Annotated in this window: 15 protein-coding genes; 1 reads left to right on the top strand and 14 read right to left on the bottom strand. The window is 50.0% G+C overall.

The window, feature by feature from the left end:
* Window positions 1-92 precede the first annotated feature (92 nt).
* Window positions 93-827, bottom strand: a complete 735-nt coding sequence (locus ACYVSB_RS06585) for a YebC/PmpR family DNA-binding transcriptional regulator (protein WP_125598421.1) — start codon at window positions 825-827, stop codon at window positions 93-95.
* Window positions 828-1028: 201 nt separating this feature from the next.
* Entirely contained in the window at window positions 1029-1562 is a 534-nt protein-coding gene (locus tag ACYVSB_RS06580) for a VanZ family protein (RefSeq protein WP_263853229.1), read from the bottom strand.
* Between the two features lie 182 nt (window positions 1563-1744).
* Here ACYVSB_RS06580 and ACYVSB_RS06575 point away from each other — a divergent pair, with 182 nt between their 5' ends.
* Window positions 1745-2968 carry a DUF4097 family beta strand repeat-containing protein gene (locus ACYVSB_RS06575; RefSeq protein ID WP_461218845.1) on the top strand — a complete coding sequence of 408 codons (1224 nt, stop codon included), beginning with the start codon at window positions 1745-1747 and terminating at the stop codon, window positions 2966-2968.
* 221 nt (window positions 2969-3189) lie between these two features.
* On the opposite strand, the gene ACYVSB_RS06570 is transcribed toward ACYVSB_RS06575, so the two are convergent.
* The 12 genes from ACYVSB_RS06570 to cdaA form a co-directional block, all read right to left on the bottom strand.
* Window positions 3190-3996 carry an ABC transporter ATP-binding protein gene (locus ACYVSB_RS06570; protein ID WP_461218844.1) on the bottom strand — a complete coding sequence of 269 codons (807 nt, stop codon included), beginning with the start codon at window positions 3994-3996 and terminating at the stop codon, window positions 3190-3192.
* Entirely contained in the window at window positions 3989-4900 is a 912-nt protein-coding gene (locus ACYVSB_RS06565) for an ABC transporter permease (RefSeq protein WP_461218843.1), read from the bottom strand. Before ACYVSB_RS06565 ends, ACYVSB_RS06570 begins: the two co-directional genes overlap by 8 nt.
* A 150-nt stretch (window positions 4901-5050) precedes the next feature.
* A complete protein-coding gene (locus ACYVSB_RS06560) occupies window positions 5051-6010 on the bottom strand; it encodes an ABC transporter substrate binding protein (protein WP_461218842.1) in 960 nt (319 codons plus the stop codon).
* A 350-nt stretch (window positions 6011-6360) separates the two neighbouring features.
* Window positions 6361-6651, bottom strand: a complete 291-nt coding sequence (locus tag ACYVSB_RS06555; protein WP_461218841.1) for a hypothetical protein — start codon at window positions 6649-6651, stop codon at window positions 6361-6363.
* Window positions 6652-6827: 176 nt separating this feature from the next.
* A complete protein-coding gene (locus ACYVSB_RS06550) occupies window positions 6828-7124 on the bottom strand; it encodes a hypothetical protein (RefSeq protein ID WP_461218840.1) in 297 nt (98 codons plus the stop codon).
* 41 nt (window positions 7125-7165) lie between these two features.
* A complete protein-coding gene (gene sfsA / locus ACYVSB_RS06545; RefSeq protein WP_461218839.1) occupies window positions 7166-7885 on the bottom strand; it encodes a DNA/RNA nuclease SfsA in 720 nt (239 codons plus the stop codon).
* Entirely contained in the window at window positions 7882-8556 is a 675-nt protein-coding gene (locus tag ACYVSB_RS06540; protein WP_461218838.1) for a GNAT family N-acetyltransferase, read from the bottom strand. Before ACYVSB_RS06540 ends, sfsA begins: the two co-directional genes overlap by 4 nt.
* Complete coding sequence (locus tag ACYVSB_RS06535) at window positions 8553-9446, bottom strand: DegV family protein (RefSeq protein WP_461218837.1); 894 nt, start codon at window positions 9444-9446, stop codon at window positions 8553-8555. Before ACYVSB_RS06535 ends, ACYVSB_RS06540 begins: the two co-directional genes overlap by 4 nt.
* Before the next feature lie 275 nt (window positions 9447-9721).
* Entirely contained in the window at window positions 9722-11536 is a 1815-nt protein-coding gene (glmS, locus tag ACYVSB_RS06530; RefSeq protein ID WP_461218836.1) for a glutamine--fructose-6-phosphate transaminase (isomerizing), read from the bottom strand.
* A 382-nt stretch (window positions 11537-11918) separates the two neighbouring features.
* Entirely contained in the window at window positions 11919-13286 is a 1368-nt protein-coding gene (gene glmM / locus ACYVSB_RS06525; RefSeq protein ID WP_461218835.1) for a phosphoglucosamine mutase, read from the bottom strand.
* An 18-nt stretch (window positions 13287-13304) separates the two neighbouring features.
* Window positions 13305-14402 carry a CdaR family protein gene (locus ACYVSB_RS06520; protein WP_461218834.1) on the bottom strand — a complete coding sequence of 366 codons (1098 nt, stop codon included), beginning with the start codon at window positions 14400-14402 and terminating at the stop codon, window positions 13305-13307.
* Window positions 14399-15256 carry a diadenylate cyclase CdaA gene (cdaA, locus tag ACYVSB_RS06515; RefSeq protein ID WP_461218833.1) on the bottom strand — a complete coding sequence of 286 codons (858 nt, stop codon included), beginning with the start codon at window positions 15254-15256 and terminating at the stop codon, window positions 14399-14401. The genes ACYVSB_RS06520 and cdaA overlap by 4 nt, the downstream gene beginning before the upstream one ends.
* Between the last annotated feature and the right edge of the window lie 87 nt (window positions 15257-15343).

Here is a 15343-nt window from a genome sequence, read left to right as displayed (position 1 = left end):
TCAACCGGGAATGGCTATAAAAAGGGACACAAAAAGGCCGAGTCCCAAATTGGGGGCTCGGCCTTTCTTAGAAGTGCCAGGGTTAGCTAGTTTTAATCTTCGTCTGGTAATTCGCCGGCGTGATAAACTTCTTGAATATCATCGTCGTCTTCCAAAACATCGATCATTCGTTCAAATTGTTCAATTTTATCCGCGGGAACTGGGGTGGTGTTTTGCGGGATCATGGTCAATTCCGCGTTCGCCAACTGATACCCCTTCTTCTCCAAAGCATCCCGAACAGCTGCGAATTCCTTCGCGTCGGTGTAAATCTCGTAAACATCATCAGACGTTTGCAAGTCATCGCCGCCAGCGTCCATCACATCTTCCAACATCTGATCTTCATCCGCGTCGGTGGTTGTCCGATCAATAGCGATGTAGCCGCGACGATCAAACATGTAACTAACTGAACCAGTCGCGCCTAAGTTGCCACCATTCCGAGTAAACGCTACCCGTACTGAGGAAGCGGTCCGGTTCTTGTTGTCCGTTAACGCTTCGACCAGAATAGCGACACCACCTGGGGCATAGCCTTCATAAGTGACTTCTTCGTAGTTAGCGCCGTCGCCACCTTGGGCCTTCTTGACTGCACGTTCAATATTATCTTTCGGCATGTTTGCTGCCCGCGCCTTATCCATCACCAAGCGTAATGAAGGGTTGTTCGCGGGATCAGGATCACCACTCTTTGCAGCCATATATAGTTCACGTGACAATTTTTGGAAAATTTTGCCCCGCTTAGAGTCTTGCGCATTCTTGCGGCCTTGGATATTGTGCCATTTTGAATGTCCTGACATTCGCTTCTCCTTCTTTCATCTACAAACTTGGTAAAAACCTTTCCTATCATACCAAAAAAACGGGCCCGCCGCAATAGCGCGCCGACTTCTGCATCGGAATTTGATCAGTTTCGGACCTCTTTGCCAGCCTAAATGATCAAATCACAAAATCGGGTCTGGCCGTTGAGTTTGACTAACGATCGCCAACGCCCGTGGCTGTTACTATTTCAATCGTCTCATTGGTTGCGCCAAACCTTGGCGTCGCTGCCGGCGTTGTTGCACCAGCGCCCAAATCAAAGCGCACAGGAGAATCCCACAAAGCGCGCCCGTGGCGTCCAGCATGACATCTTGGATCAGCGGGCTCCGTTCACCGGTCAGTGATTGATGAAACTCGTCGGTCGCCGCGTAGCCAGTCGTCGCCAACCAAGTCACCGGCAGGCGAAACACCGGCCGGGGAAGTTGCCGACTTAAGCCCAGATAGGCGAAACCACCCAGCAACAAATAACTACCGAAATGGGCGGTCTTCCGCAATAAAAATTCGATAAAGGCCGCCGACCCATCTACTTGCACCGAATGAGTTCTGCCCGCATAGGTCACAGACCAATCTTTGACCCAGCTAGCCAGCCAATCGAAGCGGTGCCCATTCAGCGTGGGCACTAGCGTTTGTTGCGAATAAGTCATCGCCGAACTGATAAACAAAATGAGCATCACCATTAACGTTAATCCTAAAAAAAGTCTTTCACCACGACGTGACAAAGATCTGTACCTCCTGCTCAACGCAAACTTGAGATTTGTTGTGGCGCTTAAGAAAAGTGCCAGTGACTTTCAACAATAATTTCAGTCATTATATGCTAAAATAAGAGCATTACGATTAACGAACGTTTTATTATTTTAGCATTAAGTTGACGTTCGCTCAAATCACGGAAAGGAAGACCGAAATGTTTCCTGAAATTCGGACCGCCTTACAACAACATTTCCAGAAATTCCCGACAACGCCAGAAACAGAAGAAATTTATCGCAATTTGCTGATTGATCTAAATGAAACCGTCGCCGATAAAATCTGCCAAGGTCAAGATCAACCCGCCGCGATCCAAGAGACGCTGGCCAATTTACCTGACCTTGATGAGATTCTCCAAGCAGTGACCGATAATGAGAAAACGGTGGATCATCGCCGCTTAGGCCAACTTTACGATCACTTTCTCGCCTTGAAACTAGTCAACAGTTCCAAGTTCTCCTGCGACCATTTGAATCAAATCATTATCAGCTACCGTCAAGCGAAGATCAGCTTGCTTCCTGGGGCAGCGGGCGCCGATCTAGTGGTCAATGAGTACTGCAACTTGGCGCGCCCCAACACCTACCTCAGTGGCAAAAACGAAGGTGATAAGCTCAAGCTGATTCAACCAGCACGGGTTCCCTTGGCATTCCTACGGATTCACGTTGAGATCATCGTGCCGGCAGATTACACCGGCTTCGTCTATTTGAGTAACAAGACTGGCAGCCTGCACTTGGTAGATCTGGCGGGACATTATATTCTAGAAGCGAGTACCACCAGTGGCGCGATTCGCACCCGTAATTTGCAGCTGGATCAAATCCATTTACAGACCAAAAGTGGCCAGATCAACGCCCACGATTTGCAAGGACAACAGTTGACCCTGCAGACCACCAGCGGCCGAATTCACTTCAGTCAGGGACAGGGTCGTGGCACCGATGGCATGATCAGCATCCTGGCCAAAAGTGGCATCCTGACGACGACTGAACTGCAGGCCGCCGAAATCAATCTAGAATGTACCAGTGGCAATATTAGCGCCGATCAGTTGACAGCCCAGCGTTTCCATCTCTACGCCCGTTCTGGAGAAATCAACGGGCAGCACCTGTCAGGTGGCGGTCATTTTGAGAACACTAGCGGCAACGTGAATCTAAGTTTTACCCAGATCGCGACTGATCTAACCTGTATCAACCAGAGTGGCTGGCTCAAAATTCGTTTCCCCCAAACCAGTCATTACTACTTCCACCTGAATAACCGCTCTGGTCAATTGGTCTTGCCCGAAGCAGCGCTTTATGAAACGCCGCGCACCCGCCACCAGCAACATGGCCAGTTAGGGGCCGACCCCACCTTTAAATTGACCGCCCACACCAGCTCTGGCTTGATTGAGGTCAAATAAACTGGCCCAGCGTCGCCCAAGCGGCCAAACGAATCATTGCCGGCAGCTTGGCACTGACCACGTCCTAGCCGCCGCGGTTGGCCAGCACCTAGATGCGATCGACTCACCCGAATGAAACAGGCCAACAAAAACAGACCAAAAAAAACGCGATTCCCCAACCTGATCCGCTCACAAGCTTAGCGGATCCGGGAGGATCGCGTTTTTGATTGTCTAACAGTGGCCTAACTCAGTAAGACCCGATCGTCGGTCAGGTCCTGGCCACTTTTGTGCTTGAAGAGGGCCAACAGGTCGGGCACGGTCAGCTGGGCTTTCTCGGCGCCAGCCACGTCAATGGCGATTTGCCCCTGATCCAACATGATCAGGCGGTTACCGAATTTCAAGGCATCGGCCATATTATGGGTGATCATCAACGTCGTTAGTTGCTTCTCCGCAACCAACTGTGCCGTCAAAGTCATGACGATTTGGCTGGTTTGCGGATCCAAAGCGGCGGTATGTTCATCCAACAATAACAACGCCGGGTTCTGTAAGGTGGCCATCAGTAAGGTGATGGCTTGACGCTGGCCGCCGGAAAGCAAGCCGATCTCAGCGCTCAAACGATCTTCCAGGCCCAGATTCAACAAGGCCAACTGTTCTTGCAAAAACTGCCGTTGTTTCTTTTTGACGCCAAAAGACCAGCAATTGCGCTTCTGCCCTCGTAAAAGAGCTAAAGATAGATTTTCTTCAACGGTCAACAGTGGGGCAGTGCCCATTTGTGGATCCTGAAAAACACGGCCGATCAAGCGCGCGCGCTTAGCCACCGTTTCATAAGTGACATCTTCGCCTTCAATCTTGACTTGGCCTTGATCCACCGGCAAACTGCCGGCAATGCTATTCAGGAGGGTTGACTTGCCGGCGCCATTACCGCCGATCACCGCTACAAATTCTCCCGGCGCCAACTTTAAATCGATTCCCTTGAGGACGTGACGTTCATTGACCGTCCCCTGGTTGAAAAATTGATGTAATTTGCGTAATTCTAATGCGTTAGTCATCTTGATCTGCCTCCATTTCAGCGATATTTTTCTGGCGACGCCGGCGTTGGCCGATTCGTTTCTGTAACAGCGGCACAGACAAGAACAAGGCCAACATCAAAGCGTAGAACAGGCGTAAGTTGTTAGGATCAACGCCCCATTGCAGGACTAAGGCGATGATCAAGCGGTAAATGATCGCGCCGCCCACGATGGTAACCAAGCGCATCCCGAAGGATAGATTGGCGACCAGCACCTCGGCGATAATGATCGCGGCCAAGGCGATCACGATGGTCCCGATCCCCATGCTGCTATCGGCGTAGCCATTGATCTGGGCCATCAGACTCCCTGCCAAAGCAATTAGCCCATTGGAGATCATGTAGATGATGATTTTCATATTGTCTGCATTGATCCCATTGGCGGCGCTCATTTCCTCGTTGTTGCCCACTGCCCGCGCGGCTAGACCAACTTCAGTATTGAAGAAGACCACCAACAAGCCGATCACCAAGGCCAATACCACCACGCCGATCAGAATCGCCGCGCTGGAAGTACTCATGTCTGGCAACAAACTGATCACGGTTTTGACCCGACCCAACAAAGAAATATTGGATTGACCCATGATCAACAAATTCACTGAATATAAGCCGGTCAGGGTCAGGATACCCGTCAATAACGCCGGAATCTTCAGTTTGGTGTGCATAAATCCAGAGATCAGTCCCGCCAAACAACCGGCGAGAAAACCGGATAAGGTCGCTAGCCACGGATTTGCCCCGGCCACGATCTGCCGGGCGGTGATCGCCGCGCCGAGCGGAAAGCTACCTTCTGCGGTCATATCCGCAATATCTAAAATTCGAAATGTTAAGTAAACGCCGATCGCCATGATCGACCATAAAAGCCCCAAGGATAAACTTGAAATCAATAAATCCATTTTTCCCAACCTACTTTCTTAATTGATGATCTGGCCATTCACGTGGACGGGTGCGACCAAGATCAAACTTGGTCAAGCTACCGGTAAAACGGCTAAAATCAAGTTATTACACGTTAAGCTGATTCATCATTTGATTGCGAAGCGGCGTGGTTATTTGCCAAATTTCGCCGGATCGATCTTGAAAACAGCGGCCAATTTCTTGTTGAAACTCAGGAAACTCTTGGCCGGCTTCTCCACCGGTAATTGGCTGATCTGCTTACCTTTCAAGATCTTGACCGCCATTTGCGCCGTCTGTTGACCCAATTGATAGTAATTGATCCCTTGGGTCGCAACACCACCCAATTGCACCATCGGCGTGGTCGCGGGGATCACCGGTGTTTTCGTCTTCTCCGACACCTTCCCCATCAAGGCCATCGCCGCCGTCAAAACATTATCGGCAGGCAGGTACATCACATCGACTTGACGGGCCAAGCTGGTCGCCGCCTGTTCCACATCGTTGGTGGTGGCCACCGTCCGGGCGACCACTTTCAGACCAGCGCTTTGCAAAACTTTCTGAGCTTCCTTGATCTGGATCACCGAATTCGGTTCCGCCGCGTTGTAGAGCAAACCAACCGTTTTCGCTTGAGGAAACATTTTCTGAAGCAAAGCGATTTGCTCACTGACCGGCACGCTATCGGTCACCCCGGTCACATTCTTGTCCGGATGGGCAAAGGACTTAACCAAGCCAGCATCGACTGGATCGGTGATCGCGGTAAACAACAACGGCGTTTTCTGATCCACTGCCAACAACGCCTGAGCCGCCGGTGTAGCGATCGCTAAATTCAAATCATTATGGTGATTGATCAACCGCTCGCTCATTGCCCGCAAGTTGGCCTGATCACCCTGGGCATTGACATAATCGATCACCAAATTTTTGTCTTGCGAATACCCTTCTTTTTTCAATTCGGCGATGAACCCTTTTCGTGCTTGGTCCAAGGCGCTTTGATCCATTAATTGCAAAATACCGACGTGGACTTTGCCATCATCAGTTTGCTGCTTGCTGTAATAATCAGTCCCAAAAACCAAAACCAATAACAATCCCAGCAAGATAAACAATGTTCGTTTACGCATGTGCTCCTCCAATTCCCTACGGACAAAAAAACCAGTCACAAGAAAGATTCTTGTGGCTGGTTGAAAACGTCCCGCTAAGGTAAACGTCCAAAGAAAAACCACATGGAATCCATCTCATCCATGTGGTTAGCTTAGTCTCACTAAAAGCTACGACCATCACGGATACAAACCTGCGCGCGGCTTGCATCCTGACGGTGCAACCCGCTATCCATAATAGGCGTAGTAATAATTTCTATTCAATTGTTGACAGGTCGCGTTGCTTAACATAACGATCACTCCAACAGTTTATTAAGATGTCTTTAAGAATACTGGCTTGAATGATAAAAGTCAAGTACTTTTTAATTTATTTATCATTTCTCGAGATAAGAAAGCAGATTGGCCGCAGCTTGCGCTGCGAAATTCGGGGTGAGCTCGCTGTGGGCGCTGTTTTGAGCTAATCCGCAAAGTGCGCGGCTTGTCTCAAAATCAGGCCTTGTCCTAAGCGGCAAAGCCGCCAAGGACAATTTCACGGCGATCTCACCCCGAATTTCTCCGCTCCAGCCGCTCAACGTTTTAACAGCCGTTTGAGCGCTCACGCCACTTGGCAATCTATCGTCAATTGATGGGGAACCACGTAATTGACGACCATGGCTAGTGGTCACCAGCTTTGAATTGGCGACACCAGTACAGTCTGCCTGAGGAACTTAGCTAGTTCTCGGTGAATCAACTGAATTGATCGGTTTTCACCGAAGATTATTAAGAAAACAAGTAGAGATGTTCGGTCTATGCAAAGTGTCCCGACCTCCTAATCCAAATCCGTTGGCATTGCCGTACCACCTCAAAAGCGGGCAATTGTTTGACCGCTAGCTCGCAAAAACACTTCGTCAGATACCCAACTTCGATTGCAGATAGGCTCAATTCTGCCTAGCAACCGGCTGGGACTGCGCGGCTCAGTGGTGAAATTGTCCTTGGCGGCTTTGCCGCTTAGGACAAGGCTCGATTTGAAGACAAGCCGCGCACTTTGCGGATTGGCTTCAAACGACGCCCACCACGTTCCAGTCCGCATCAGCAGTCCCAGCCGGTTGCGCCCACGCGCAATACCTACCACACCTGCAATCAAGCGTAAATTTGACAACAGAACGCCATTTTTTTCGAAAAAATCGGCAAACACCCAAACTATTCCGGCAAAACAAAATCAGCATCCAGTGAGAAGCGTAACGGCTCGGCCACCTCAATCGAATCTGCGGTCACCTGACAGCCGTAAACTAAAACCTGAACGCCAATGGCCTGCGCCGCAGCAATCGCCGTGGCCAATTCTGGTTGCAAGCGCCGATTGATCGTCATAGTCGTAATCCCGGCCGCCTGCACGATAAACAGCAGATAGGCCTGATAGCCGGCTCGTTGGGCAGCCATTAAGGTGTGAACGTGTTTCAATCCTCTGGTCGTCACCGCATCAGGAAAGGCGGCCAGCTCGCCATTGAGTAAGGTCACCCCTTTGACCTCAACGAAGAAAGCCTCATTGTCGCGGCTAGTCCCAGCTAGATCCAACCGCGAATCTTGGAAGACCACTTCTCGACGAACCACGGCGACTGGAGCCATGCCTGGCAAGGTGATCAAACCACGGCGCACGCCAGCCGCCGCCAAATCATTCGGGATTTGGGAGTCAAGATTGATCCAGCGCCCCGCGTGCAGGACCGCGATCAGATCGTAATCCGTTTTACGTTGAGGACCAGGACAGTAGGTCAAGGCAACGGTGGCGCCAGGGAGCAACAGTTCGCGGCACTTGCCCGTGTTTTTGACGTGAGCGACCACTGGTTGATCGTCCAGTTGACAATTGGCAATAAAACGATTCGGGCGTGTTTGGAAAACCGCCAGTTTGACTTGCGGGTATCTCATTGCGGCTGGTCCAGCTCTGATTGGTCCACATTCGTTTGATTGACGTCCAATTGATTTATATTTTCTTGGTTCGCTACCAATTGTTGTCCAATTGGTTGGTCCGCGTTCGCTGGCGCCGTGTTCGATTGTTGGGCCAACCATTCCTGCCGCAACAAACTATAAGAATTGAGATCGATCCAACCTTGACTGGTCAAGAATTCGTCATGACGAAGCATACCGTCAAATTTGAAGCCGGCGTTCCTAGCAACAGCGTTACTGGGCTGATTGCCAACGCCCGCATGGATCACGATTTTTTCCAGCTGATAGTCTGTAAAGCCGATCTGCACTAACGCCAGCAGCGCGCGATGCATAATGCCCTGCCCTTGGAATTCTTGGCCGAGCCAGTAACCGACGTCGCTGATTTTACCATCGGCGCGAAAGCCGTTGAAGCTGATCATCCCCACAATTTGTTGGCGCCACCAAATCGCTAAAACCAAACTCTTATCGGTGCCAAAATCACGGCGGCTTTGTTGGATCACCTGTTGTTCCGTCACCAAGGTCGTCCCTGCCGGCCAATTCAGCCACTGACTCAAATAAGCGCAATTGTTGCGAATCAACGCCGTCAGCGTGCTGGCGTCTTGAGCCCGGGGCAAAGCTAAATAAAGCTCGGCATCAATTTGATAACCAATCATGCTTCCGCCTCCTGGCCTAAGCTGGCCGCTTCTGTTCGCCAATCTCGCGACCACAAGAGTCCCATGACGCCTTCACCTGTATGCACGCCGATCGTGGGGCCAATATGACTAGTCAAGACCCGCATTTGGGGAAAAGCTTGGGCAACTTGCGCCTGCCATTGCGCGGATGTCTCTGGCGCATTACCATCGATCACCGTGACTTGCAGCGGATAATTCGCGGCGGCCTGGGCGTCAGTTAAATCCTGCAGCGCATGTTGCAAGGCCCGGCGCATCGTTCGTTCTTTCGCGACCGCGACGATTTTGCCGGCTTCATCAAATTGCAAGATCGGCTTCACCTGTAACAGCCCGCCCAAAAAGGCGCTGGCATTGGAAACGCGACCGGTTCGCAATAAATGTTTCAAATTATCCACCGCAAAATCCACGCCCAACGTTGCACGCAACGCAGTCAGTTTAGGCATGATTGTTGACGCGTGCTCACCTTGATCCACTAAGGACTGGGCATACCGCACCAAGTCTGCCTCACCAGCGCTGGCGATCAGCGAATCGAAGGGATAAACTTTGATCGTCGTGACCGTTTGCGCATAGCGGGACAAGTTTTCGAAGAACGTGGTAATGCCACTGGACAAATTGATACAGATCACTTCATCATAGCCAGCCGCGGTCAACTCATCGAAGGCGGTTTGCATTTGGTGCATGGTAATTTGCGCCGTGGTTGGCAACTTGGTTTCTTGATGGAGGCGCTGATAGAAATCAGGCGCGGTAATGCTGACATTTTCTAAATATTGTTCCTCACCGAAAATGACCGTGATTGGTAACATTTTGACGTTCATCGCGGCTGCTTCCATTGGCGTCAGATACGAAGCGCTGTCTGTTAAAATGGCTGTTTTCATGGTTGCCCTGCTTTTCATCGTTTAGTCTTATTTTACTAAAAGTCAGCAAAAAGTACAGTCCTATTTTGGCCCGATTTTACTGAGGGACTTGCGGCTGACCCGCGATGGCGACCAACGTCCTGATTAAGTGCCATCACACCAGTCTGCGCAACGATAGCAGTTTGGCATTAGTGTCAAAACAGCCTCCGTTCTCAATCCGACAAATCTGCCAGCAGACTTGGAATTAAGAACAGAAGCTGTTAAGAAAGTCAGTTTCTAAAATCAATTTGAAAAAATTACTCGACCGTCACACTCTTAGCGAGATTCCGCGGTTGATCCACATTCAAGCCTCGCTGTAATGTGGCATAGTAAGCCAGCAATTGGCCGCACACCACCGTCACCAGCGGCATCAACTCGTCAGTTAACGTCGGAATCACGATTTGGTCCCCCGCTTGTTGACAGGCTTCACTGGCAATCACCAGCACATTTCCGCCGCGAGCCTTGACCTCCTGGACGTTTCCGCGGGTATGAGCGGCGGTCGCTTGCTCCGTGATAAAGGTGATCACCGGCACGCCGGGTTCAATCAAGGCAATGGTGCCGTGCTTCAGTTCGCCGGCTGCGAAACCTTCCGTATGAACGTACGAGATTTCCTTCAACTTCAAGGCCGCTTCCAAACTAACGTCATAATCAATGCCGCGCCCCAAGTAAAAGGCGTCGGTGGCGCTGCCCAGATATTCGGCGGCCAATTGATCCCAGGCCTGGTGATTATCCGTGATTTCATCCATCGCATTGGCGGCTAAGGCCAGTTGCCCCGCCAAATCAAAGGTTTGCGCCGCCGCAAGTTGACGCTTTTCCCCAACCGCTTTAGCCAAAACCGCTTCAACCGCGATTTGAGCGGTGTACGCCTTGGTTGAGGCCACAGCGATTTCGGGACCGGCGTGGAGGAGCAAATGGTAATCAGCTTCTCGTGCCAAGGTCGAATTAGCGACATTGGTGATTACCAGCGTGGGCAACCCCCGGCGTTTGGCTTCAACCAGGACTTGGCGACTATCGGCGGTTTCCCCACTTTGGGATAAGAAAATAAAGAAAGGTTTGGCAGAAAGTAAGGGCCAATGATAACCAAACTCACTGGCAACCCCGGCTTCGGCTGGGATCTGGGCATAACGCTCAAATAATCGTTTGCCCACAAGACTGGCATGGTAGCTGGTCCCGGCAGCCACGAAGTAAAGGCGATCAGCCTGAGCCACTTGTTGGATCAAGGCTGGATCGATGGCAATCGGTTCATCAGTGGGTAAATAGTGCTGACTGATCCGCCGCATCACCGCCGGTTGTTCATCGATCTCTTTCAACATAAACGTCGGATAAGTCCCTTTGCCAATGGCGTCCGCCTCAACTTTGATCTGGATTGGTTCCCGACCCTGAGTGTCACCCTGCTGGTCCAAAATCGTCACGTCGTTGGCCCGCACCAAGGCCATTTCACCATCACGCAACTCCAAGTAATCATTGGTCAAATCATAAGTCGCCAAGGCGTCAGAAGTGACCACATTATAGCCTGCCGCCAATCCAATCAACAGGGGGCTTTTGTTTTTGGCGACGTACAGGACTTCCGGGTCCTCGCGATCGATCAATTGCAGCGCGTAGGAACCGGTCAAGAGGCTCAGCGTTTTCTGGAAGGCGGCCAAAGTAGTCATGGCTTCCGCCTCAACAAAGTGCGCGATCAATTGGACGATCACTTCTGTATCGGTTTGACTAGCGAAGGTTTGACCCGCTAAATATTGTTCTTTCAGCGCAGCGAAGTTACTGATGACCCCATTGTGCACCAAGTAAAAACGCTTCGAACCGGAGAATTGCGGATGAGCGTTGGCTACGCTAGGCTGACCATGAGTGGCCCAACGTGTATGGGCGATTCCAATCCGACCTTGAACTTGCGGGCCAACTGCCGCCTCCAACGCGGCGATCTTGCCAACGGTTTTAACCAAATAATCTTGGCCATCTTGATCATTGACGTAGATACCGGCGGAATCATAGCCGCGATATTCCAGTCGATTAAGTCCCTTTAACAAAATCCGAGTCGTTGCCCCAGTTCCGATCGTTCCAACAATTCCACACATGTCTAATCACCTTTTCATAATTGGTATATATCATTTTTAAAGTTAAATCTTGGTAACAAATGAAATAATATCGCTATATTATCAAGTTGTCAAGAAAATGTTTCGAATTGGTATATCTGAATTAAGATAATTGGTATCGTTAAAATAGTCGCGCCGCGAAACTAAATTTAAGGCAAAAAAAGGCCAGAACCCCTGGTGTGAAATCATCTTTCAACACCAAAAATTCTAGACCCAAATTAAAACAGCTAGCGGCTTGTTATTAAGCGCTAGCTGTTGATTGGTTGTGCTTGATTCAGAGGACCCCTCGCCCACGTTTGTCAGTTCAACGCGGCACCCGCGCTGGCGAAACGAACAATCGTGAGAACCAGGGCCTGTTGTCTTGCTATTCTTGCACGCCGATTTCATTACGGACAACATCGGCGATTTGATCAACGTATTTGTCAACCAATTCCTGAGTTGGCGCTTCGGCCATGACCCGGAGCAAGGATTCCGTACCACTTGGGCGCACTAAGACGCGGCCATCGCCGTTCATTTCTTTTTCAACGGTATCAATCGCCGACATAATCGTGGGATGATCTTGCCAGCTCTTCTTGTCAGTTACTTTGATATTGACCAGTCGTTGCGGGTAAGTCTTGACCGGCGCCGCTAACTCGGATAATTTCTGACCTGATTGCTTCATGATGTTCAGCAATTGGATCCCGGTCAACATGCCATCTCCAGTATTGTGGAAATCGGACATGATAATATGGCCGGACTGTTCGCCACCTAAATTATAGCCATTGGCCCGCATTTCTTCGACAACATAACGGTCGCCAACTTGCGTCTGAACAGACTTCAACCCAGCTTTTTCAATGGCTTTATACAAGCCGATGTTGCTCATCACCGTAGTGACGATCGTGTCTTTCTTCAAACGTCCGCGTTGGGCGAAATGAGTGCCCAAGATATACATGATCTTGTCACCATCGATCACCGCGCCGGTTTCATCAACCGCAATGCAGCGATCCCCATCCCCGTCAAAAGCCAGCCCTAAATCAGCGCCGGTCTCGACAACTTTTGCGGCTAATTTTTCCGGATGAGTCGAGCCAACATGATCATTGATATTCAACCCGTCTGGTGAGGTGGCGATCGTAGTGAAATCGGTCTCCAGATCAGCGAACAAACGATTGACTAAGCCACTGGTCGCACCATTGGCGGCGTCTAAAACAATTTTCACACCAGAGAGATCATCGGGCACGGTCTGCTCGATAAATTGTAAGTATTTCTGGGCAGCCTCTGGATAATCGTCAACAGTCCCCAAACCTTCTGCTGCTGGCCGGGGCAGGCGATCTTCCGTGGCATCGAGATAAACTTCGATTTCTTCTTCTTCGCTGTCCAACAGCTTGAAGCCATCAGAGCCAAAGAACTTGATGCCATTATCTTGAGCCGGATTGTGGGACGCCGAGATCATGATTCCTGCGTCAGCGCCTTGCGCCCGCACCAGATAAGCGACGGCTGGCGTGGTGATCACGCCCAATTTTAAAACTTCGATTCCTACCGATAACAAGCCGGAGATCAAGGCATATTCTAATAGCTCACCTGACGCTCTGGTATCCCGGGCCACTAAAACCCGGGGGACTTGATGATCCGACTCCCGCTCTGCGTGCTGAGTTAAAACATAACCACCAGCACGTCCTAATTTAAACGCTAATTCCGGAGTCAATTCTTTGTTGGCGACACCGCGCACACCATCAGTACCAAAATATTTTACCATTGTTCTCTCTCCTCTTAACTATTCAGAATCTGAATCTGTTTCGGTTTCATCATCGGCAGATGAGCCATTGGATGTTGAACTTGAGCTTGATTTAGAGCTTGATGTTGACTGACTTGATTTACTGGAACTTTTAGACGAGCTACTTTCAGAATTGCTCTGAGTGACCTTAATATTAACGGCCACCGACTTCGGATCGATCGCGACGACACCATCAGGTTTGGTCAAAGTGATGGTTTTTTGCACCGAAGCCGTGATATCACTGACATCGATTGTCATGGTCAACGTGCTCGGCAAATCGGACAAAACGCTTTGGGGCGCCGAAACGGTCACTTGGGTCACCGAACTGGTAAATGCATAGAGCAACCCATCTTGACCATCGCCATCTTGGCTGAAACTCAGACTAAGTTTCTTGGTTGGTAAGGAAATCGGCAATTCGACATGGGCCGTTTGCGGACTCATTAAAACATCAACATCTTTACCATTCTTATCCAGCGCCTTGAGCATGACTTCTTGTTCGTAATTAGCCTTGGTATTCGCGCTTAGATCAAGATCTGCAACCACTTCTTTGACGCGTTTCACCTCAGACTTCGACCCAGAAACACGGACCGTTTCCGGACTGATCGTCGGCGTACCCACCAAATAACCATCAGCGACGCGACTTGAATTATAGTTGACCTGGATCGGCAATGTGCGATCAGACCGGGTTTGGATCTTAACTTTCGTCGATTCCGGTTTGACCGAGTAACTCAGCGATGAGCTCAAACCCGAAATTTTGATTTTAACAGTGTGCGTGCCGGTTGACAAGTCACGCAGATCGATATACGCTCGGAAATTCTGCATATTCTTCGTGCTGGCCACCAGCGCCTTAGAACCGGAAATCGTTACGTCAACCTTTTCAGGATAGCCGGTAACGAAATATTTCTCAACATCAGCTTCCACCTGTAACGAGACGCGCATGGTTGTTTTGGTCTGCGCGATGGCGGTTTGCTCGCTGTTTTGCCTTTGATCAGACATGGTTGAACCCAAATTGTTCGATTGAACGTAGACAAACAATAAGACGGCCAATCCTAAGGAGAGAACGCGATAAACCCAAGGACGATTGAAAAAATCTTTCATTTCTTGGTCTCCTCCTTCGATTGTTTCGGCTTAAAGAAGCCCAGGAAGTTCTGCCACCAATTGTTTTTTACTTCTGGTGGGTCGAGATGAACATGAAGAAACTTCAAATAATCCTCTCGGCTCAAATTATGCATCAATTGGCTATTCTTGGTGATCGTGACCGCGCCGGTTTCCTCAGAAACAACCAAGGTCAAGGCATCGGTCACTTCGCTGATCCCCACGGCGGCTCGATGTCGCGTCCCTAATTCTTTCGGGATCATATTACTTTCGGACAATGGCAAATAAGCCGCCGCAACAGCGATTTTGTTGTCGCGAATGATCACCGCCCCGTCGTGAAGTGGGGTGTTCGGAATGAAAATATTGATCAATAATTCGCCGGAAACGTCCGCATCCAAAGGAATCCCGGTTTCAATATAGTCTTCCAATCCGGTATTCATTTGAATTGTGATCAAGGCACCGATCCGCCGTTTTGACATGTACTGGATCGCCTTGTCCAGCCCCTCGATCAAATGATTGGCATCGTCATTCTCCTTGTGACCCGTGGCGAAAATCTGATTGCGTCCTAATCGTTCCAACGCCCGTCGAATCTCAGGCTGAAAAATCACGACCAGCACGACCACCGACCAGTTGATTGCCTGATCAACGATGTACGACAGCGCGTGCAAATTCAGGACATAACTGACCGCTTTGATGGCGATAATGATCAAGATCCCGTTGAACAACTGCACCGCCTTGGTGCCCCGTAGCAACATGATGACCTTATAGATCAAGAACCAAACCGCGAGAATATCGATCACATTCATTAAATTCTGCCAAACAAAAATCGAGCTCCAGTTGATACTTGCTAGACTCATGATCATCCTCCTTGCATCATGATAATTAATTATAACATGTTATCATAACTTCGGTACTTCCCAGTGCAAATTGCGCGCACAATCACA

Source organism: Lapidilactobacillus salsurivasis, from assembly GCF_054785215.1.
Note: the sequence above shows the minus strand (reverse complement) of the source record. Positions and strands in the feature narration are given on the sequence as shown.